Source organism: Stenotrophomonas sp. MMGLT7, from assembly GCF_021168555.1.
In the GTDB taxonomy this organism is placed as follows: Bacteria; Pseudomonadota; Gammaproteobacteria; order Xanthomonadales; family Xanthomonadaceae; genus MMGLT7.
This window is the reverse complement of the sequence record NZ_JAJOZS010000015.1, coordinates 38,407-58,764: the sequence shown is the minus strand read 5'-3', so window position 1 is coordinate 58,764 and position 20,358 is coordinate 38,407. Positions and strand designations below refer to the sequence as shown.

Genomic DNA, 20,358 nt, shown 5'->3' with positions numbered 1-20,358 from the left:
AGATCTGCCCGAGCGTCCTTGGATGACCGGCCAGTCATTCGACTGAGTTGAATCGCCTCGGCTGCTGAAAGGCGTTCCCGCGCTGGCGTGGATGACGAGGCCGGCGGTTCAGCGCACAAGCCTCGATCCGAGCGTCGTCCTTGGGCGTGGCCCCGGGGTTTCTCGCCAGCCGTGCGCGAGGAAGATCTCCCCGGACCCGGAGGGCGCCGCCAATGGATGGGCGGCCTGCCGTGATCGTGCATGTTCCGACCGAGCCATGGAGGGCGAGTCGGAAAATCCCGATAGCCTTGCAGGCGAAGACTCTTGACCTTGCAGGGAAAGCGTTTTTCTTTGGTTCCGTTTCGTTTGGCGCTTTCCAAAAGGGTGAACCCGGCCGCGCAGCGGACGGAAGCCTTTGCTTCTTGTACTTTGCTTCTGAAAGGCGTGTTCGAAGCCTGTCGAAGAAGTGACTCCAGCAGTCCGTACAACGGTTGTTCAACGGCTCGATCGGACAAGCGGATCGCCACCACCCCACTCATTTCCCGGCGTGATTGAGGGAAAATGCCCGGATGCAAGCGCCGCACAACCGCAAGCGCCAGCTGCGGCCGGATGGCCGCCCTTGACGATACCCCCATTCCCATCGCCAGCCAGGACCGCAGGCGCATGAATCCATCTCCCCCGACACCGGCGCCGGACGCCGAGCCACCGCGGCTGACGCTGCGCATCCTCGGCATCGTGCTGTTCAACTTCGTCGGCTACTTCTGCGTCGGCCTGCCGCTGGCGGTGATTCCCGGCCACGTCCACGGCGACCTCGGCTACGGCACCGTGCTGGCAGGACTGGCGGTGAGCCTGCAGTCGGTGGCCACCCTGTGCACGCGTGCGCTGGCCGGGCGCATCTGCGACGAGCGCGGGCCGCGCGTGTCGGTACTGCTCGGGCTGGGGTTCTGCACCGGCTGCGGTGCACTGCTGCTGGCATCGGCGCTGGCCGTGGCGCAGCCGGCGGCCAGCCTGGCGCTGCTGCTGGGCAGCCGCCTGCTGATGGGCACCGGCGAGAGCCTGGTCACCACCGGCACCACCACCTGGGGCATCGGCATGGCCGGCATCGCCCAGACCGGCAAGGTGATCTCGTGGAACGGCGTCACCACCTATGGCGCGCTGGCGCTGGCGGCGCCGGTCGGGGTGCTGCTGGAGCAGCGGCTGGGCTTCGCCGCGCTCGGCGTGCTGACACTGGCCGTGGCGGCCGCGGCGCTGGCCCTGTGCGTACGCAAGCCCGGGGTGGCGCCGATCCGCGGCGTGCGCATCCCGATGCGGCAGGTGCTGGCGCGGATGCTGCCGTTCGGCAGCTGCCTCGGGCTGGGCTCGATCGGCTTCGGCGCGATCACCTCGTTCATCGCGCTGTACTACGGCGACCGCCACTGGGACCACGCGGCGCTGGCGATCACCCTGCTCGGCGTCACCTTCGTGGCCACGCGGCTGGTGCTGCCCAACGCGATCGGCCGCTTCGGCGGCTATGCGGTGGCACTGGCGTCGTTCGTGGTCGAGGCGGCCGGGTTGTCGCTGATCTGGCTGGCGCCCTCGGCCGGCTGGGCGGCGCTGGGTGCGGCGGCCACCGGCGCCGGCTTCGCGCTGGTGTTCCCGTCGCTGGGGACCGAGGCGGTCAAGCGCGTGGCCGCCAGCAGCCGCGGCACCGCGCTGGGCATCTACTCGCTGTTCCTGGACATGGCGCTGGCCATCACCGGGCCGCTGGCCGGCTGGCTGGCGCATCGCTCGGGGTATGGCTCGATCTACCTGGTGGCCGCGCTGGCGGCGCTGCTGGCCGCCGCGACCAGCCTGTGGCTGTCGCGCCGCGTGCCGCACGGGCACCTGCCTGCTGCCGGCTGAGGCCGGTGGCCGTCGGCGCGGCGGGCTGGCGGCCTGCCGGTTGACATCGCAGGCCGTCGCACGAGGTAGCCCGATTAAGCGAAGCGCACCCGGGTGCGGCGGTCGGCCTTACCGGGGCTGCTAAGACCGAAGCCGACATAGGGCCGACGTCAGTCCGCCGCGCGCGAAGGAGACGGGAAGGGTATTACCGCACGTGGCCGAGGCCGTGTTCGCCGCGGGCATCGGCGTGCCCCCGCGGCGACAACGGGCTCAGGGACGCAGCCGCGGGATGCCGTGCTCGTCGCGATCCTCGGGCACCGCCAGGTCGTGGATTTGCTTGTCCAGGCCGCGCTCGGCCAGCGGCAGCGGGGACTCGCCGCGTTCGGCGCGCAGCGCATTGGCGTAGCAGCGCTGCGCATTGGCGTCGTCGCCGGCCTCGGCGAAACCGCTGGCCAGCTCCTGCCACGCCTCCGCGCCGGCGCCCTGGGCGATGGCCCGGTGCAGCAGCTCCTCGGACTGCTGCCACTGCTGCTGGCGGCGCGCCAGCCGTGCCAGCGTCAGCAGCAGCGCCGGACTGGCCGGATGGGCCTGCAGCCAGCGCTGCGCGCTGGCGCGGCGCGAGTCGTACTTCTCCAGCGGCAGCTGGCCGTACAGCAGCACCAGCGATTCGTCCCAATGGGTGTCCAGCGCCTGTTCCAGGCTGCGCAGCGCGGCGTCGTCCCAGTGCAGCGCCGCCGCGCGGGTGGCGTAGGCGGCGACCACCTCCGGTTCCAGCTTCAGTGTCTTGGGCAGCACTTCCCAGCGCTCGGCCAGGGCATTGGCGTCGGCGGCCTCGTGCAGTGCCTGGGTGGCCAGCTGGCGTTCCAGCACGGCGATGCCATCGCTGCCGAGCACCTGCTGCTTGCGCAGCGCGCCGAGCTGGCCGTAGGCCTCGGCGGCGCGGCCGGCCTGCGCCAGGGCATGGGTGCGCAGCAGGATGCCGCGTGGCGGCAGCGGCTGCGCCGGGGCCACGTCGAGCGCATTGATCGCATCGACCGGGCGCGACCGTGCCAGCAGCAGGTCGGCCTGCAGCAGCGCGTGCATCACCGGGTCGCGTTCCTGCAGCCGTCGCAGCGCCTCGGCGGCGGCCGCGTCGTCGCCGCGCGCCTCGGCCGCGCGGGCGGCGCCGGCCAGGGCGACCGGTCCCACTTCGGCATCCTCGGCGGCCGCCAGCAGCAGGCGCTCGGCGCGGTCCCACTGGCCGCCTTCGAGCGCGCGCAGGCCCTCGATCAGCCGCGCCCGCGACTGCTTGCGCCGGCGCCGGCCCCACAGGCGGAACGGGGCGCTGAGCAGTTGCCACGCCAGCCATACCAGCAGCAGGGCGACGATCAGCATCAGCAGTGCTTGTGGCATCGGTGCGACGTAGTCGGTGCCGCCGACGCGCACGATCACCTCGCCCAGGTCGTAGCCGTGCTGCTGCGACATCCAGTGGGCGGCGAGCACGCCCACCGCCACGGCGACCAGCAGGATCAGCAGGCTGCGGATTGGTTTCATGACGACCTCCCGTCACGCATCGAGCGCAACTGTTGCAAGGTGGAGCCCAGTTCCGGAATCTGCGGGCGCAAGGCGATCTGTTGCAGTGCCGCCAGCTCGGCGCGGCGCTGCCGCAGCTGGGGCGAATCCGGCCACAGCCGGCTCATCCAGGTATCCACCCGCTGCAGCGCCAGGCGGTAGCCGGCGCCGTCGCCGCGCTCGGCCGCCGCGCGCGCCAGGGTGAGTTCGATCTGCAGCGCATCCTGGGCCGCGCCGCGTTCGCCGCGCGCGACCGGCAGCACGTCGCTGCTGGCGCGCACCTGCACCAGCGGCGACAGCAGCCGCTGCCACCATGCCGGCGGCGCGGCGGGCGTGCCGCCGGCCTGTTGCGGCAGTTGCGCCAGCTGTCCGGAGAACTGCTCCAGGCGCGCCTGCAGTTGCACTTGCGGGCCGTCGCCGAGGGCGTCCAGGGCGGCGCGTTCCTGCTCCAGCGACTGGCGCAGGTTGAGTGCTCCCGGGCTGTCCACGCCCTGCAGCACGGTGGCGGCCAGCGCGTAGGCGCGGCGCGCGCCATCCAGGTCGCCGGCGACCACCCAGCGCTGCTGGCCCTGGCTGAGCAGCAGCTCGATCTCGTCCAGCCGCAGTGCCTGCGCGCCATGGCGATCGGGATCGGCCAGCTTGGCCACGGTATCCTCCAGCAGCGCGTTGCGCTGGCCGATGCCGAGGATCTCCTCGCGCAATACCCGGTTGGTGGCGGCCGCGTCCTGGATCCGCTGCGAACTCGCGCGCTGGCTCTGCCGCAGCGCCTCGATCTGCTGTTCCACCCCTTCAAGGTGTTGCAGCGCGCGGGCCTCGGCGGCGTGCTGCCGTGCCTGCTGGCCCTGCCACCAGCGCCAGCCCTGCCAGCCGCCGAGACCGGCCAGCACCAGCACGAACAGCACCACGAGCCAGCCGAGCGTATGGCGGCGGCGCGGGGATGCGGGAACAGCGGCAGCGGTGGGGTCGTCGATCATGGGCAGCTTCCTGGGCTTCCGCCGGCCGCGTGGAGCGGTTCGGACGAAAAGGCGATGCGTCGCACAGCATCGCTTGGGCCCGCTGAATACTGCAAGGGCGGCGATGTGAAGATCATGCGCACGGCGCCCTGTCCGCCAGCAGCGCGCACGCTGCCGCCACCAGTTGTGCCGGCAGCGGTCCGCGAGCGGCCGCGGCGCGAGCGAAACCCGCCGCGCGCGCCAGCCGCGCCAGCCTGTCGCTGGCGGCGGCCACCGGCAGCTGCTGCAGGCGCAGCCGCAGGTCCGCTGGAAGCTGCGCCAGCAGGTGCTCCAGCGCCTCGCCGCTGCTGAGCGCCAGCACGCTGGCCGGCGGCAGGTCGCGCAGCCGTGCCAGCGTGGCCGGCGCCAGCGCCACGACCACGCGTTCGTAGACGTCGGCGCGTACCACCTCGGCACCGTGCCGCTGCAGCTCCGCCGCCAGCAGGCCGCGGCCGCCGGGCGCGGTGACCAGGCCGATGCGGCCAGGCCGGGCCAGTTCCGGCAGCGCCAGCAGGCCCTCGCTGTCCATGCGCCCGGGGTACCGCACCTGCGCGATCCCGCGCGCGCGCAGCGCCCGCGCGGTACCGGCGCCCACCGCCAGCCAGGTGCGCGCCGGCTGGCGCGACAGCGGCCGCAGGGCGTCGGCGGCGGCCACCGCCGCCGGGCTGGTGAAGATCACCGCGGCCATCGCCAGGGCCGCATCCAGCGCCCGCGCGGCGTCGGCGTCGCCGCGCGGCTGCAGCCGCCACGGCGAGGCGGCGAGCAGCCGGCCCCCGCGCCGCGCCGCCGCCCGGCGCAGGCTGTCGTGGCCGCCGCTGGGTCGCAGCGACAGCAGCTGCCACGGCGACGCCGCGACCGGCTCGGAGGTTGCGATCCTGCTCATGACAGGCATTATGCGAGCCCGCCGCGCAAGCGCCATTGCCCGATCGATGACTTCTCCACAGATTTCGCTGCCGCAGGCCCTGCGCCAGCTGCAGGCCACGTTCGATGCGATGCCGCCGGTGGCGGCGATGCAGGTCCGGGTGGGCGACTATCGCGAGCAGCGGCTGGCGGTGGACGCACCGCTGGCCGCCAACGTCAACGACAAGGGCAACGCCTTCGGCGGCAGCCTGTGCTCGGTGATGACGCTGGCCGCCTGGGCCTGGGTGACGCTGCAGCTGCGCCTGGCCGGGCACGAGGCCGATGTCTACGTCGCCGACAGCCAGGTGCGCTACCTGCGCCCGGTCTACGAGGACCTGCACGCCGAGGCCGGCGCCGGGCCCGGGGCGGACTGGGAGGGCTTCCTGGCCACCTTCCGCCAGCGCGGCAAGGCGCGGATCGCCATGGTCTCGCGGCTGCTGCCCGGGGGCCAGCCGGCCGCCGCCGAACTGGACGGGCGCTTCGTGGCGATGGCGAGGCGATAGCTCGCCGGCTAGGAGCCGGGCAGGAGCGACTTCGGTCGCGACCGGGCCTTGCCGGTAGAGCCCCATCGCGACTTGAAGTCGCTCCTGCGGGAACCCGGATGGGTTTGGGACCGTGCCGCCGCAGCGGCTACGATGGGCGGCGATCCCGGGGGAACCATCCATGCGCATCATCCTCACGTCCGTGGCCGTGCTGTGGCTGCTGCTGGCCGCCGCCAGCGCCGATGCCTACAGCCGCAGCCAGAACCGCAAGCTCGACGAGATCCAGCAGGCCTACGCCAACGCGATCCGCTGGAGCGAGTTCGACCGCGCCTGGGAATTCGTCGATCCGCAGTACCGCGGCGAGCACCCGCTCACCGACCTGCAACTGGAGCGCTACCGCCAGCTGCAGGTGTCCTCCTACCGCGAACGCAGCCGCGGCGTCCTCCCGGACGGCACGGTCACCCGCGAGATCGAGGTCGGCGCGATCAACCGCAATACCCAGGCCGAGCGCACGATCCGCTACAGCGAGGGCTGGCGCTGGGACGAGGCCGGCAAGCGCTGGTGGCAGACGCTGGGCCTGCCCGATTTCTGGCAGGGACAATAGCGGCCGCGACACGTCGCGCTCCCCGCCTCCGCGCCGGATTGCCCGGCTGTGCGACAATCGCGATCCGCTCAACCAACCGTATCCCCGTGAATTTCGAAGAGCTGCAGGCCTTTGCCGGCCGCAACCCCATGTTGTCGCTGGCGCTGGCCGGCCTGACCGTCGCCATCATCGCCACCGAGATCGCGCGCCTGTTCCGCGGCTACAAGCCGCTCAAGCCGGCCGAGCTGACCCGCCTGATCAATGCCGACGACGCGCTGGTGGTGGACCTGTCCGCCTCCGGCGATTTCGAGAAGGGCCACATCGCCGGCAGCCGCAACGTATCGCCCAGCCAGTTCGATCCGGCCGGCAAGCTGCTGGCCAACGCCAAGCAGTCGCCGGTGGTGCTGGTGTGCCGCAGCGGCGCCGCCTCGGCCACCGCCGCCAAGCGGCTGAAGAAGGCCGGCTTCGAGCAGGTGTACTGGCTCGAGGGCGGCATCGCCGCCTGGCAGCAGGCCGAGCTGCCGCTGGTCAAGGGCAAGGGCCGCTGAGCCGACGCCGCCGCGTCTTGCATGGGGTGCGCCATGTCCCCATTGCTGGCGTGAGATGCAACCCGCTTCAATTCCCCCGCCTCAGTTCCATTTCCATTCACCGAATTTCTGGAGTCAACAGATGTCCGACGAAACCACCAACGGCGTAGCCGCGCCGGCCGAAGCCGCCAACGCTCCCGCCTTCACCATCGAGAAGATCTACGTCAAGGACGTCTCGTTCGAATCGCCCAACGCCCCGGCCGTGTTCAACGAAGCGGTGCAGCCGGAGCTGCAGCTGAACCTCAACCAGAAGGTGCAGCGCCTGAACGACAACGCCTTCGAAGTGGTGCTGGGCGTGACCCTGACCTGCACCGCCGGCGGCAAGACCGCCTACGTGGCCGAAGTGCAGCAGGCCGGCGTGTTCGGCCTGGTCGGCCTGGAGCCGCAGGCGATCGACATGCTGCTGGGCACGCAGTGCCCGGGCATCCTGTTCCCGTACGTGCGCACGCTGGTGAGCGAGCTGATCCAGGCCGGCGGCTTCCCGCCGTTCTACCTGCAGCCGATCAACTTCGAGGCCCTGTACGCCGAGACCCTGCGCCAGCGCGCGCAGCAGGGCGAGACCCCGTCGCTGGCCGATTCCGAGCCGGCCGGCAACGCCTGATCCGTTGCCGCGGATGAGCGATCCGAAAGCCAAGATCGCCGTTCTCGGCGCCGGCTCCTGGGGCACCGCCCTCGGCGCGCTGCTCTCCCGGCACGGTTATCCGACCGTGCTGTGGGGGCGCGACCCGGCGGTGGTGCAGGCGATCGACGCGCAGCACGAGAACCCGCACTACCTGCCGGGCATCGCGCTGCCGCAGACGCTGCGCGCCACCACCGATCTGGCGGCGGCGCTGGACGGTGCCGGCTGGGTGCTGGTGGTGGTGCCTTCGCACGCCTTCACCGAGACCCTGCAGGCGCTTGCACCGCTGCGCCCGGGCGCAGCCGGCGTGGCCTGGGCGACCAAGGGCTTCGAGCCCGGTTCCGGGCGCTTCCTGCATGAGGTGGCGCAGCAGATCCTCGGGCCGGGCGTGCCGCTGGCCGTGGTCACCGGCCCGTCCTTCGCCAAGGAAGTCACCCTGGGCCTGCCGACCGCGGTCACCGTGCACGGCGAGGATGCGGACTTCACCCAGCAGGTGGCCAATGCCCTGCACGGGCCGGCGTTCCGCGCCTATACCGGCGACGACATGGTCGGCGCCGAGCTGGGCGGGGCGATGAAGAACGTGCTGGCGGTGGCCACCGGCGTGGCCGACGGCATGGAGCTGGGCCTCAACGCCCGCGCCGGCCTGATCACCCGTGGCCTCAACGAGATGCTGCGACTGGCCGCGGCGATCGGTGCGCGGCCGGAAACGCTGATGGGCCTGGCCGGGCTCGGCGACCTGGTGCTGACCTGCACCGGCGACCTGTCGCGCAACCGCCGCCTGGGCCTGGCGCTGGGACGCGGGCAGAGCCTGGAGCACGCCGTGCGCGAGATCGGCCAGGTGGTCGAGTCGGTGCAGACCGCCGACGAGGTGATGCGCCAGGCCGAGCATCACGGCATCGACCTGCCGATCTCCAATGCCGTGCGCGCGGTGCTGCACGGCGAGCTCACGCCCGAGGACGGGCTGCGCCAGCTGCTGGCGCGCGAGCAGAAGCCGGAATACCCGCAGACGCTGTTCAAGTAGCGGCGTGGATTCGCCCGCATTGCGCGAAACCCGGCTGCGGCCGGGTTTTCTTTTGATTCTTCCCAGCGGGCAGCCATAGGGTGGACCCCGGTCCACCGTCGTGGCCGGCGACGTGGAAGCATGCAGGCACGATCGGGCTGCGCGCTGCTGGCGATGCGCCTTGCGCGGCTTTGCGAGTGTCCTGCGGCGGGCCAGGGCCGGCCCTACGCAACCGAAGCCCCTTCTTCCGGCCTTTGCGGATCGGCCGTCCCGGGCGCGGCCATGAGAAGCGCTGGCGCGGACACAAAAAAGAAGCCCGGTCGCGAGACCGGGCTCCGAATGGACGCGGGGAGAGAGGTCCGCGTCCGTTCTTCGGTTGTGACGGTTACCAGCTGAAGCGCGGGCCGACCGACCATTCCTTGTCGCCGTCCTTGCCCAGCTTGAGGTCGCCGTTGATGCCCCAGTTCTGGTTGAACTTGACCTGGGTGCCGAGGCGGCCATAGAACTCGCCGTCCGGGTTGATGCCGTGCTTCTTGCTGTAGTCCTCGTAGCCGGCGAAGGCATACACCTCGACGTGCTCGCCGAACGCGTTGCGCAGGCCGACCTCGGCGCTGTAGCCGTTGAAGTCGCGCTTCGGGGTGCTGTCCGGGTCGAAGCGCTGGTAGGCCACGCGCGCGACCAGGTCGGTGCTGGTGGCGATCGCCTGGTTGTAGCCCACGCCCACGCGCCACTGGTCGATATCGACGTCGTTGGCATCGGTCTTCTGCTTGTTGTAGTCGCCGAAGATGTGGAAGTTCGGGGCCAGCGCGTAGGAGCCCTTCAGGCCCCAGCCGTCGGCGTCGCCGCCGTTGGCATCGGTCTTGACGTAATCACCCTCCACATAGTTGTAGGACAGGCCGTCGGCCGCGGAGGCGGCGAAGGGAAGCGCGGCAAGCAGGCCGAGGGCAAGCAGTGAATTCTTCATGGCTAGTACCTTTCTTATGGTCATATCGGCGCTGAGGCGGGGGGCCGTTCGCTGCCGAGATGTGAATTATCCGTTAGCCAGTGGAACTTCCCCTGAATTCCAAACTGAGTGGTACATGAATTAAATGTCCGGTTAAGGAACTTGCAGGTGTCGTGATTTGGCGCGCGCCTGTCTCCAACCGTCACGCCGACCGCTCAGCCGGCGCCGGCGAATCCGCACTGGCGCCACGCTTCGTACACCACCACGGCGACGCTGTTGGAAAGGTTGAGGCTGCGGTTGTCCGGGCGCATCGGCAGGCGCAGGCGCTGCGCCGCGGGAATCGCGTCGAGCACGTCGGCGGGCAGGCCGCGGGTTTCCGGGCCGAACAGGAAGGCATCGCCGTCGGCGAAGGCAGGGGTGTCGTAGCGGACGCTGCCGCGGGTGCTCAGGGCGAACAGACGGGTGGGGGCGATGCGCGCCAGGGCGGTGCCGAGGTCGGGGTGGACCTGGACGCTGGCGTATTCGTGGTAGTCCAAGCCGGCGCGCTTGAGCTGGCGATCGCTCAGGTCGAAGCCGAGCGGTTCGATCAGGTGCAGCCGCGCGCCGGTGTTGGCGCAGAGGCGGATGACGTTGCCGGTGTTGGGCGGGATCTCGGGCTGGAACAGCAGGACATCGAGGCGGGGGGAGGAAGCCATCGGCCGATTTTACGCCGCGGCTGCAAGGCGCTGCGGTTCAGCGCACACCCGTGAGGTGGGCGGCCGCGTCGGCCAGCGCCTTCAGGTCGGACGCGCCCGGGCTCACGTGCAGCACCGGCAGGGTGATGATCGTGGTGCCCAGCAGTGCCGCCGCGGCCGCCATCAGGGTGTGGTCGTGCGCATCGGAAGCGGTGGCGACGCGGGTGCCGTCGCGCTCGGCCAGCTGTTCGGCCGATGGCCGCACGTTGACGGTGGCCAGGGTGACGATGCGCTGGCTGGCGGCCAGCTCGGCCTCGTACTGGGCAAGCTGTTCGGCGGAGGGGCGCACCTGCACCGCCGCCAGGGTGGGGATGTCGCTGGCCAGCTCGTGCTCGTGCTGGGCGATCTGCTCGGCCGAGGGGCGTACCTGCACGGTGTCCAGCGTGCGGATCGAGGAGGCCTGGGCGCCGAAGGAGGCGGCGGCGATGGCGGCGGCGAGGGTCAGGGCGTGGATGTTCATGGCTAGGTCTCTTGGTGTTGATGAACAGTGGTGTGGTAGTAAAGTAAAACACCAAAACTGGGGAGTCAATCGAAATCAGCTTTTGCTTACTTTTGTTAAGCTGAAAGTCATGTTTGATTCGAACCAGCTTGCTTGAACAGAAAGGCAGCAGCTTCCGTGCCAATCGCATCCGATTGAATTTCAAGATTTTTAAGGAGGGTCGTGGTGTCCGCGGGCGGACGGCGGACGTCCCGTCCCGGCCGGCGGCGGACGCGGACGGCGTATGCCTGCCGTGGCCGTATCTGCTCGCGGCCGCGATCCGGGGCGGGCCCGCGCGCGTGCCGCGCGGACGCGATGGCAGTGCCCGCGCGCCCCTCCGCGGCCATGGCCTCTGGCCTATGGGCGGCCATGTGAAGGGCGGCTACGATGTCCCGCTGCCTTCCCCCATTACCGACCAATAAGGAAATCCGATGCGTGCACCCTCATTCCCGCGTGCGGCGCTGCTGGCCGTGACCCTGTCCGCCGTGCTCGGCACCGCCTTCGCACCGGTGCCGGCACAGGCCAGGCAGGCGGCGCCCGCCAAGGTCGACATTCCCTACGAGGAGTTCACCTTGCCCAACGGCCTGCGGGTGATCGTGCACACCGACCGCAAGGCGCCGATCGTGGCGGTCAACGTGTGGTACCACGTCGGCGCCAAGGACGAGCCGGCCGGGCGCACCGGTTTCGCGCACCTGTTCGAGCACCTGATGTTCCAGGGCAGCGAGAACCACGACGGCGAGTTCTTCGAGCCGTTCAAGCAGGTCGGCGCCACCAACCAGAACGGCACCACCAACACCGACCGCACCAACTACTTCGAGAACGTGCCGACCACCGCGCTGGACATGGCGCTGTGGATGGAATCGGACCGCATGGGCCACCTGCTCGGCGCGATCGACCAGAAGGCGCTGGACGAGCAGCGCGGGGTGGTGCAGAACGAGAAGCGCCAGGGCGAGAACCAGCCCTACGGCCAGGCCTGGGACGTGCTCACGCGCGCGCTGTACCCGAAGGGGCACCCCTACCACCATGGCGTGATCGGCTCGATGAACGATCTCAACGCCGCCTCGCTGGACGACGTGAAGACCTGGTTCCGCACCTGGTACGGCCCCAACAACGCGGTGCTGGTGCTGGCCGGCGACATCGACGTGGCCACCGCCAAGGAGAAGGTGGCCCGGTACTTCGGCGACATCGCCGCCGGCCCGACCATGGCGCAGCCGCCGGTGAACGTGGCCAGGCGCCCGGCCTCCACCCGCCAGACCATGACCGACAAGGTGCCGCAGGCGCGCATCTATCGCGCCTGGAACGTGGCCCAGTACGGCACCGTCGACATCGACCGGCTGCAGCTGCTGGCCTACGTGCTCGGCGGGGCCAAGGCCTCGCGCCTGGACCAGCGCCTGCTGCACCAGGAGCAGCTGGTGGACCAGGTCAGCGCCGGCGCCTACGCCTCGCAGCTGGGCTCCAACTTCGTGGTGATGGCCACGGTGAAGCAGGGCGTGGACCCGGCCCGGGTCGAGGCCATCATCCAGCAGGAAATCGACCGGCTGATCGCCGAAGGTCCCAGCGCCGAGGAACTGGAGCGCGCCAAGACCGTCGCCCGTGCCAGCTTCATCCGCGGCATCGAGCGCATCGGCGGCTTCGGCGGCAAGGCCGACGCGCTGGCCGAATGCGCGGTGTTCACCGGCGACCCGGGCTGCTTCCGCACCTCGCTGGCCACGGTCGAGGGCACCGGCGCGGCCGACCTGCAGGCGGTGGGCCGCACCTGGCTGGGCAAGGGCGACCATACCCTGGTGATCGAGCCGGGCGCGCGCGTGGCGCTGCCGGAGGAACCGGCGGTGACCCCGGTGCCGTTCGCGCTGCCCAAGCCCGATCCGAAGTACGCCACCCTGCCGACCACGGTCGACCGCAAGGCCGGCGTGCCGCAGACCGCTACCTTCCCGGAACTGAAGTTCCCTGCGCTGCAGCGCGCCACCCTGAAGAACGGCACCCGGGTGATCCTGGCCGAGCGCCACGACATCCCGGTGGTGCAGTTCAGCTATGAGTTCAACGGCGGCTTCACCGCCGACCAGGGGCGCAAGCCCGGCACCGCCAACTTCGCCCTGGGCATGCTCGACGAGGGCGCCGGCGAGCGCGGCTCGCTGGCCTTCGCCGATGCCGCCGAGTCGCTGGGCGCCCGCTTCGCCGCCGGCGCCTCGCTGGACGGCAGCAGCGCCTCGCTGTCGGCGCTGAAGGAGAACCTGGACCCGTCGCTGGCGCTGTTCGCCGACATGGTGCGGCGCCCGCGCTTCGAGCAGAAGGAGATCGACCGCATCAAGGCCACCTGGATCGCCGGCATCGCCCAGGAGAAGGCGCAGCCCAACGGCGTGGCGATGCGCATCCTGCCGCCGCTGCTGTACGGCGAAGGCCATCCGTATGCGATCCCGTTCACCGGCAGCGGCACCGAGGCCGGCATCGCCGCGCTGACCCGCGACGACCTGGTGGGCTTCCAGCGCGACTGGATCCGCCCGGAGAACGCCACCCTGATCGTGGTCGGCGACACCACGCTCAAGCAGATCGTGCCGCAGCTGGAGCGCCACTTCGGCGACTGGAAGGGCGAAGGCGCCGCGCCGGCGGCCAAGGTCCCGGCCGAGGTCGCGCGGCCGAAGCAGCCGCGCGTGTACCTGATCGACCAGCCCGGCGCGGTGCAGGCCAACCTGTTCGCCGGCCAGGTGGTGCCGTCGACCACCGACGCCGGCGCCACCGGCTTCGACATCGCCAACGGCGTGCTCGGTGGCGACTTCACCTCGCGCCTGAACATGAACCTGCGCGAGGAGAAGCACTGGTCCTACGGCGCCCGCAGCATGGCCTCCAGCGCGCTGGGCCAGCGCCCGTGGATGGCGATCGCGCCGGTGCAGATCGACAAGACCGCCGATGCGCTCAAGGAGATGGACCGGGAGATCGCCGCGTTCGCCGCCGGCCGGCAGCCGCCGACCGCCGCCGAGGTCGAGCGCATCCGCAACATCCAGACCCTGAGCCTGCCCGGAGCCTACGAGACCGCCGGCGCGGTGCTGTCCACCATCGGCGGCATCGTCCGCTACGGCCGGCCGGACGACTACGTGTTCAAGCGCAAGGCCGAGATCGAGGCGATGACCCCGGACCAGGTGCGCCAGGCCGCGGCCACGCTCGACCCGGCGGCGCTGACCTGGGTGGTGGTGGGCGACCTCAAGCAGACCGAGCAGCCGGTGCGCGCGCTGGGCCTGGGCGAGGTCGTCGTGGTCGACGCCGACGGCAAGCCGGTGCTGCCGGCGGCCAAGTGAGGGCCGGCTCGCGCTTCCGCCGCTGCGGCGGGAGCGCGACGCCGGAAACGCCGCCGGCACGGCGCGGCCGCGCTACGATGGCGCGGTCTTGATCCAGATCAACGCCGGCGCCGGGGCGGCGGGCCATAGTGGACCCGTACTCCGTACCGGCCTCCACGAAGGGAGTTGAGTCAATGTACAAGCGCATCCTGATCGCCACCGACGGTTCCGAGCTGGCCAACAAGGGCCTGCAGCAGGGACTTGCCCTGGCCGCCGCACTGGGTTCGAAGGTCGACATCCTCACCGTGTCCGAGCCGTGGGCCATGGGCATGTACGACGCCATGGGCTGGAGCGTCGGCTACCAGGCCACGCCCGAGTACAAGAAGGAGCGCGAGGAAGCGGCGCAGGCCGTCCTCAAGCCGGCGCTGGAGCAGGCGCAGGCGGCCGGGGTGAGCGCCGAGACGGTGCACGTGCTCGACCGCTATGCCGCCGACGGCATCATCGATACCGCCACCGAGCGCGGCAACGACCTGATCGTGATGACCTCGCACGGCCGCCGCGGCGTGAGCCGGGTGCTGCTGGGCAGCCAGACCGCCGAGGTGCTGACCCGCAGCACGGCACCGGTGCTGGTGATCCGCTGAGTGTGTGTGTCCCGGTCGGGTGGCCGGGAAGAAGGGCAGGAGGCCGCGCTTCGGCGCGGCCTCCTGATTTTCTGTTGAAGCGGCGGGAGGCTGGAAGCGCGGCACGGCTTCGGCAGGATCCCTTGCCTGTCACTGTCCCTTGATCAAAGCCACGGCCGTTCCCTTCTCCCGCTTGCGGGGGCAGGTGCCCGAAGGGCGGATGGGGGTTGCCCGGAGCATGGGAAAGCAACAGCAGAAGCTCCCCCATCCGGCGCTGCGCGCCACCTTCCACCCCGAGGGTGCCCAGCCCCGCAAGCGGGAGAAGGGAGAGCGCTGTTCCCTTACCAGCTGTAGAGTTTCCAGTACACCGGCGAGACGCCGTCCTTGTCGTTGTCCATGCGGCCGTCGCCGTTCTTGTCGTAGAGGTAGTACGGCGCGCCGCGCGACGGGGTGACCTTGACCATGCGCAGCTGCCCGGCCACGCGGTACTCCTCGACCGTGTCGCCGTTGTCCATCGTGCGCGTGGCCACGTCGGCGCCGCTCACGTCCACCGGCGGCGCGCCCAGCCCGCCGGTGCTGGCGCAACCGGCCAGCATCAGCAGCGGAATCAGCATCAGGGCTTTCATCGGGGGTGCTCCCTCCAGTCGAATGAAGGCCGATTATGCGCTGCCCGCGCTCGCCGGCGGGAGGCCCGCGGGCCTCAGCGTAGAATTGCGCGATGAGCAGATTAGTCCTGATCGACGGGTCCAGTTACCTGTACCGCGCCTTCCATGCGCTGCCGCCGCTGACCAATGCGCAGGGCGAGCCGACCGGCGCGCTGTTCGGCGTGGTCAACATGCTGCGCGCCACCCTCAAGGAGCGGCCCGAGTACGTCGCCTTCGTCGTCGACGCGCCCGGCAAGACCTTCCGCGACGACCTGTACCCGGCCTACAAGGCCAACCGTCCGCCGATGCCCGACGAGCTGCGCTCGCAGGTCGAGCCGATGTGCGAGATCGTGCACGCGCTGGGCATCACCATCCTGCGCGTGCCGGGGGTGGAGGCCGACGACGTGATCGGCACGCTGGCGCTGGCCGGCGTGGCCGAGGCGCTGGAGGTGACCATCTCCACCGGCGACAAGGACTTCGCCCAGCTGGTGCGCCCGGGCGTACGCCTGGTCAACACCATGAGCGGCAGCCACACCGACTCGGACGAGGCGGTGATGGCCAAGTTCGGCGTGCGCGCCGACCAGATCGTGGACTACCTGGCGCTGATGGGCGATGCCATCGACAACGTGCCGGGGGTGGAGAAGTGCGGCCCCAAGACCGCGGCCAAGTGGCTGGCCGAGTACGGCTCGCTGGACGCGGTGATCGCCAACGCCGAGTCGATCAAGGGCAAGATCGGCGAGAACCTGCGCGCGGCGCTGCCGCGGCTGCCGCTCAACCGCGAGCTGGTGACGATCAAGACCGACGTCCGGCTGGAGGGCGGGCCGCGCACGCTGGCGCTGCGCGAGCGCGATGCCGATGCGCTGCGCCAGCTCTACGGGCGCTACGGCTTCACCCAGGCGCTGAAGGAGCTGGACGGCGCCGCGGTGCCGGAGAACGTCTCGGAGGCGGCGCCCAGCCTGCGCGGCACCGCCGCCGGCTACGCCAAGGCCGCGACCGAGGCCGCCGCGGACCTGGACCCGGCGCTGGCCGCCCGCGGCGAGTACGAGGCGGTGACCACCCCGCAGCGGCTGCAGGCCTGGCTGGAGGCATTGCGCGCGGCCGGCCGCTTCGCCTTCGACACCGAGACCGACTCGCTCGACCCGATGCGCGCGCGCCTGATCGGGATGAGCTTCGCCGCCGAGCCGGGCAAGGCCGCCTACGTCCCGCTGGGGCACGACTATCCCGGCGCGCCGGCGCAGCTGGACCTGGCCGAGGCGCTGGCCATGGTCAGGCCGCTGCTGGAGGACGCGGCGGTGGCCAAGGTCGGCCAGCACGGCAAGTACGACCTGCACGTGCTGCGCCGCCACGGCATCGAGCTGCGCGGCTACCGCGACGACACCATGCTCGAGAGCTTCGTGCTCAACTCCACCGCCAGCCGCCACGACATGGATTCGCTGGCGCGGCGCTACCTGGGCTACGACACCGTCAAGTACGAGGACGTGGCCGGCAAGGGCGCCAAGAAGATCCCGTTCTCGCAGGTGGCCATCGACGATGCCACCGGCTACGCCGCCGAGGACGCCGACGTCACCCTGCGCCTGCACGCGGCGCTGGCGCCGCAGCTGGCGGCCGAGCCGGCGCTGGAGCGGGTGTACCGCGAGATCGAGATGCCGCTGGTGGCGGTGCTGGCGCGGGTGGAGGCCAACGGCGTGCACATCGACGGCGACGAGCTGCGCCGGCAGAGCGCGGACCTGTCGCGACGCATGCTCGCCGCCCAGCAGAAGGCCACCGAGCTGGCCGGGCGCAGCTTCAACCTGGATTCGCCCAAGCAGTTGCAGGCGGTGCTGTTCGACGAACTCAAGCTGCCGGCGCTGCTGAAGACCCCCAAGGGGCAACCTTCCACCAACGAGGAGGCGCTGGAGGCGATCGCCGACCAGCACGAGCTGCCGCGCACGATCCTGGAGTACCGCGGCCTGGCCAAGCTGCGCAGCACCTACACCGACAAGCTGCCGGAGATGGTCAACCCGGACACCGGCCGCCTGCACACCAGCTACCACCAGTCCGGCGCCGCCACCGGGCGGCTGTCGTCCTCCGATCCCAACCTGCAGAACATCCCGATCCGCAGCGAGGACGGGCGCCGCATCCGCCGCGCCTTCGTCGCCCCGCCCGGGCGCGTGCTGCTGGCCTGCGACTACTCGCAGATCGAGTTGCGGATCATGGCCCACCTGTCCGAGGACGCCGGCCTGCTGCGCGCCTTCGCCGCCGGCGCCGACATCCACCGCGCCACCGCCGCCGAGGTGTTCGGGCGGCCGCTGGAGGAGGTCACCACCAACGAGCGCCGCGCCGCCAAGGCGATCAACTTCGGCCTGATGTACGGCATGAGCGCGTTCGGCCTGGCGCGCAACCTGGGCATCGACCGCGGCCAGGCGCAGGACTACGTGGCGCTGTACTTCAGCCGCTACCCGGGCGTGCGCGACTTCATGGAACGCATGCGCAGCCAGGCGCGCGAGCGCGGCTACGTGGAGACGCTGTTCGGCCGCCGGCTGTACCTCAACGACATCGACGCCCGCAACCAGGGCCTGCGCGCCGGCGCCGAGCGCGCGGCGATCAACGCGCCGATGCAGGGCACCGCGGCGGACATCATCAAGCGCGCGATGGTGAGCGTGGACCAGTGGCTGGCCGATCACCGCGAGCGCGCGCTGATGATCCTGCAGGTGCACGACGAACTGGTGTTCGAGGCCGATGCCGACTTCATCGACACCCTGCGCGGCGAGGTCGTGCAGCGCATGGCCGGCGCGGCGCAGCTGAAGGTGCCGCTGGTGGTCGATGCCGGGATCGGCGGCAACTGGGACCAGGCGCATTGATTGCATCGGAAACCGCGCGACCGCCAATTTACTGGCGTGAGGATTATGTGCAAGCCGATGTTTTCGCTGGAGATTTGGCGAGCGTATTCATCTGAGTTAATGCGCGGCCGATAATGGCCGGAAGAATGAATCACCCCTTAATTCTCCCGAATCGGCCGCGGTGATCTTCACGATCCATCAATGTCTGCGGTGTTGATATAGCACCCGGCAGGCGCAATGCCTGTCGCGGATCTCTCCCATCCCCTGGAGAAGATCTACTGGAACGGCGACTCCTCCCCAAGTTGCCGTTCCCTGGCCCCACCGATCCTCCCCTGGTCGGTGGGGCTTTTTTATGTCCCGCACGCAGTCGCCGGCCGCGCGCCGATCCGTCCGGGCGCCATCCTCGCGTCTCTTTCATGGGCCGGCGCCTACGGTGCGGTCGTCCCGACGATGACGGTGGAGCGATGAGCGACCTGTTCGACATGGCCATGCCCTGGTACGAGTTCGTGCTGCGGGCGGTGGTGGTGTATGTGGTCGTGCTGGCGCTGGTGCGCCTGTCCGGCAAGCGCACGGTCGGCCAGTTCACCCCGTTCGACATGCTGCTGGTGGTGCTGCTGGGCAACGCGGTTCAGAACTCGCTGATCGGCGAGGATTCCTCGCTGCTGGGCGGCCTGCTGCTGGCCGCGACGCTGCTGGCGATCAACTACCTGGCCGGCTGGATGAGTGCGCGCAGCATGCGGCTCAAGCGCGTGATCGAGGGCGAGCCGATCGTGCTGGCGCGCGACGGCCGGGTGTTCCGCCAGGTGCTGCGGCGCGAGCTGGTCAGCCGTGCCGACTTCGAGGAGGCGATGCGCATGGACGGCTGCCCCGGTATCGACAAGGTGAAGCTGGCGCTGCTGGAGACCAGCGGGCGCATCACCATCATCCAGTACAAGGACGAGTAGGCGGCCGGAGCGCCTTCGCTGCGGGATGTCCGAGGCGTGAGGTCCCCGTGGCCCGGGCAAGCGCAGCGCACCCGGGAAGCGCAGGCGCGCATCGCCACCGCTGCGCCGGGTGCGGCCCGCGGCCTTGCCCGGGCCACGGGTTCATCCCTGCGTGGGCCGTTCCAGCTGGTAGATGGCGTCGGCCAGGTCCTCCAGCCGCAGCGCGATCAGCGCCTGCGCATCGTGCAGCCCGCGGTTGTAGAAGTGCGCGCCGGCCTCGCGGGCGAAGAAGTCCAGCAGGAACTGCGCATCGAAGCCGCCGATCCGCTGTTGCAGCTCCTGCTCGAAGTAGCGCTGGATCTTTGCGACCAGCAGCGCCTTCTCGTCCTTGCCGAGCTCGATCATCGCGGCGGTTCCAGCCAGTCGCGCGGGACCAGGTAGTCGGCCAGCCGCGCCTCGGCGCTGCCGGCCTCGGGGACGTAGCCGTACTCCCAGCGCACCATCGGCGGCAGGCTCATCAGGATGCTCTCGGCGCGGCCGCCGCTCTGCAGCCCGAACAGCGTGCCGCGGTCGTAGACCAGGTTGAACTCGACGTAGCGCCCGCGCCGGTAGAGCTGGAAGGCGCGCTCGCGCTCGCCGTAGGGCGTGTCGCGGCGGCGATCGACGATCGGCAGGTAGGCGTCGAGGAAGCCGTCGCCGACCGCGCGCAGGTAGGCGAAGTCGGTCTCGAAGTCCCCGCCCAGGTCGTCGAAGAACAGCCCGCCGATGCCGCGCGTCTCGTTGCGGTGGCGCAGGAAGAAGTACTCGTCGCACCAGCGCTTGTGCGCCGGGTAGCGGGTGTCGCCGAACGGCGCGCACAGCGCGTGCGCCACCTGGTGCCAGTGCCGCACGTCCTCGTCGAACGGGTAGAACGGGGTCAGGTCGAAGCCGCCGCCGAACCAGGCCGCGACCGGCTCGCCGTCGCGCTCGGCGCGGAAGTAGCGCACGTTGGCGTGCGTGGTCGGCACGTAGGGATTGCGCGGGTGGAACACCAGCGACACGCCGCAGGCACGCCAGCTGGCGCCGGCCAGTTCCGGCCGGTGTGCGCTGGCCGAGGGCGGCAGGCGGCTGCCGGCGACATCGGAGAAGCCGATGCCGGCCTGTTCGAACACCGCCCCGCCCTTGAGCACGCGGGTGCGTCCGCCGCCACTGCCTGGCGGGTTGCCGCCGCCGGCGTCGTCGGGGGCGCGCTGCCAGCGGTCTTCCGTGAAGCGGGCCTGGCCATCTGCCGTCTCGATGGCGGCGCAGATGCGGTCCTGCAGGCCGGTGAGGTAGTCGCGGACGCGGTCGAATTGGTTCATGGCGGCATTCTAGGGGCTGCACGGGCCGCCGCAGC

The 20,358-nt window shown here is 70.7% G+C and carries 20 protein-coding genes; 11 read left to right on the top strand and 9 right to left on the bottom strand.

The annotated features are described in order from the left end of the window. Positions 1–642 precede the first annotated feature (642 nt). The gene (locus tag LRX76_RS15930; RefSeq protein WP_231806607.1) at positions 643–1,860 is read left to right on the top strand and encodes an MFS transporter; all 1,218 of its coding nucleotides are present in this window, start codon (positions 643–645) and stop codon (positions 1,858–1,860) included. Positions 1,861–2,109: 249 nt separating this feature from the next. Here the strand turns inward: LRX76_RS15930 and LRX76_RS15925 are convergent, their stop codons facing one another. The 3 genes from LRX76_RS15925 to LRX76_RS15915 form a co-directional block, all read right to left on the bottom strand. Beyond that, on the bottom strand, positions 2,110–3,372 hold the full coding sequence (locus LRX76_RS15925; protein WP_231806606.1) for a heme biosynthesis HemY N-terminal domain-containing protein: 1,263 nt from the start codon (positions 3,370–3,372) through the stop codon (positions 2,110–2,112). Continuing rightward, entirely contained in the window at positions 3,369–4,364 is a 996-nt protein-coding gene (locus tag LRX76_RS15920; RefSeq protein WP_231806605.1) for a hypothetical protein, read from the bottom strand. The genes LRX76_RS15925 and LRX76_RS15920 overlap by 4 nt, the downstream gene beginning before the upstream one ends. 112 nt (positions 4,365–4,476) lie before the next feature. Next, positions 4,477–5,265, bottom strand: coding sequence for a uroporphyrinogen-III synthase (locus LRX76_RS15915; protein ID WP_231806604.1), 789 nt, complete (start codon positions 5,263–5,265; stop codon positions 4,477–4,479). A gap of 46 nt (positions 5,266–5,311) precedes the next feature. Here LRX76_RS15915 and LRX76_RS15910 point away from each other — a divergent pair, with 46 nt between their 5' ends. The 5 genes from LRX76_RS15910 to LRX76_RS15890 all read left to right on the top strand — a co-directional run bounded on the left by LRX76_RS15910 (position 5,312) and on the right by LRX76_RS15890 (position 8,574). Then, on the top strand, positions 5,312–5,785 hold the full coding sequence (locus tag LRX76_RS15910; RefSeq protein ID WP_231806603.1) for a YiiD C-terminal domain-containing protein: 474 nt from the start codon (positions 5,312–5,314) through the stop codon (positions 5,783–5,785). A 160-nt stretch (positions 5,786–5,945) separates the two neighbouring features. Then, entirely contained in the window at positions 5,946–6,368 is a 423-nt protein-coding gene (locus tag LRX76_RS15905) for a hypothetical protein (protein ID WP_231806602.1), read from the top strand. 86 nt (positions 6,369–6,454) lie between these two features. After that, the gene (locus tag LRX76_RS15900) at positions 6,455–6,895 is read left to right on the top strand and encodes a rhodanese-like domain-containing protein (RefSeq protein ID WP_231806601.1); all 441 of its coding nucleotides are present in this window, start codon (positions 6,455–6,457) and stop codon (positions 6,893–6,895) included. Between the two features lie 121 nt (positions 6,896–7,016). After that, positions 7,017–7,535 carry a protein-export chaperone SecB gene (secB, locus tag LRX76_RS15895; protein WP_231806600.1) on the top strand — a complete coding sequence of 173 codons (519 nt, stop codon included), beginning with the start codon at positions 7,017–7,019 and terminating at the stop codon, positions 7,533–7,535. 13 nt (positions 7,536–7,548) lie between these two features. Further along, positions 7,549–8,574, top strand: a complete 1,026-nt coding sequence (locus LRX76_RS15890; RefSeq protein ID WP_231806599.1) for an NAD(P)H-dependent glycerol-3-phosphate dehydrogenase — start codon at positions 7,549–7,551, stop codon at positions 8,572–8,574. A gap of 364 nt (positions 8,575–8,938) precedes the next feature. On the opposite strand, the gene LRX76_RS15885 is transcribed toward LRX76_RS15890, so the two are convergent. The 3 genes from LRX76_RS15885 to LRX76_RS15875 all read right to left on the bottom strand — a co-directional run bounded on the left by LRX76_RS15885 (position 8,939) and on the right by LRX76_RS15875 (position 10,690). Beyond that, complete coding sequence (locus LRX76_RS15885) at positions 8,939–9,517, bottom strand: Ax21 family protein (protein WP_231806598.1); 579 nt, start codon at positions 9,515–9,517, stop codon at positions 8,939–8,941. Between the two features lie 194 nt (positions 9,518–9,711). After that, positions 9,712–10,191, bottom strand: coding sequence for a tRNA (cytidine(34)-2'-O)-methyltransferase (locus LRX76_RS15880; RefSeq protein WP_231806597.1), 480 nt, complete (start codon positions 10,189–10,191; stop codon positions 9,712–9,714). 37 nt (positions 10,192–10,228) lie between these two features. Continuing rightward, entirely contained in the window at positions 10,229–10,690 is a 462-nt protein-coding gene (locus LRX76_RS15875; RefSeq protein ID WP_231806596.1) for a hypothetical protein, read from the bottom strand. 128 nt (positions 10,691–10,818) lie between these two features. Between LRX76_RS15875 and LRX76_RS15870 the strand changes: the two genes are divergently transcribed. The 3 genes from LRX76_RS15870 to LRX76_RS15860 all read left to right on the top strand — a co-directional run bounded on the left by LRX76_RS15870 (position 10,819) and on the right by LRX76_RS15860 (position 14,618). After that, positions 10,819–11,130 carry a hypothetical protein gene (locus LRX76_RS15870; RefSeq protein ID WP_231806595.1) on the top strand — a complete coding sequence of 104 codons (312 nt, stop codon included), beginning with the start codon at positions 10,819–10,821 and terminating at the stop codon, positions 11,128–11,130. 9 nt (positions 11,131–11,139) lie between these two features. Continuing rightward, on the top strand, positions 11,140–13,998 hold the full coding sequence (locus LRX76_RS15865; protein WP_231806594.1) for a pitrilysin family protein: 2,859 nt from the start codon (positions 11,140–11,142) through the stop codon (positions 13,996–13,998). A gap of 173 nt (positions 13,999–14,171) precedes the next feature. Continuing rightward, on the top strand, positions 14,172–14,618 hold the full coding sequence (locus LRX76_RS15860; protein WP_231806593.1) for a universal stress protein: 447 nt from the start codon (positions 14,172–14,174) through the stop codon (positions 14,616–14,618). Positions 14,619–14,938: 320 nt separating this feature from the next. Here LRX76_RS15860 and LRX76_RS15855 read toward each other — a convergent pair whose 3' ends face one another. Next, complete coding sequence (locus LRX76_RS15855; protein WP_231806592.1) at positions 14,939–15,223, bottom strand: DUF2782 domain-containing protein; 285 nt, start codon at positions 15,221–15,223, stop codon at positions 14,939–14,941. Between the two features lie 92 nt (positions 15,224–15,315). Between LRX76_RS15855 and polA the strand changes: the two genes are divergently transcribed. Beyond that, positions 15,316–18,081: a DNA polymerase I gene (polA, locus tag LRX76_RS15850; protein WP_231806591.1), complete on the top strand. Its 2,766-nt coding sequence runs from the start codon at positions 15,316–15,318 to the stop codon at positions 18,079–18,081. Between the two features lie 443 nt (positions 18,082–18,524). After that, on the top strand, positions 18,525–19,004 hold the full coding sequence (locus tag LRX76_RS15845; protein WP_231806590.1) for a YetF domain-containing protein: 480 nt from the start codon (positions 18,525–18,527) through the stop codon (positions 19,002–19,004). Positions 19,005–19,145: 141 nt separating this feature from the next. Here the strand turns inward: LRX76_RS15845 and LRX76_RS15840 are convergent, their stop codons facing one another. Next, complete coding sequence (locus tag LRX76_RS15840) at positions 19,146–19,388, bottom strand: DUF2164 domain-containing protein (RefSeq protein ID WP_231806589.1); 243 nt, start codon at positions 19,386–19,388, stop codon at positions 19,146–19,148. Next, on the bottom strand, positions 19,385–20,323 hold the full coding sequence (hemF, locus tag LRX76_RS15835) for an oxygen-dependent coproporphyrinogen oxidase (RefSeq protein WP_231806588.1): 939 nt from the start codon (positions 20,321–20,323) through the stop codon (positions 19,385–19,387). The genes LRX76_RS15840 and hemF overlap by 4 nt, the downstream gene beginning before the upstream one ends. Between the last annotated feature and the right edge of the window lie 35 nt (positions 20,324–20,358).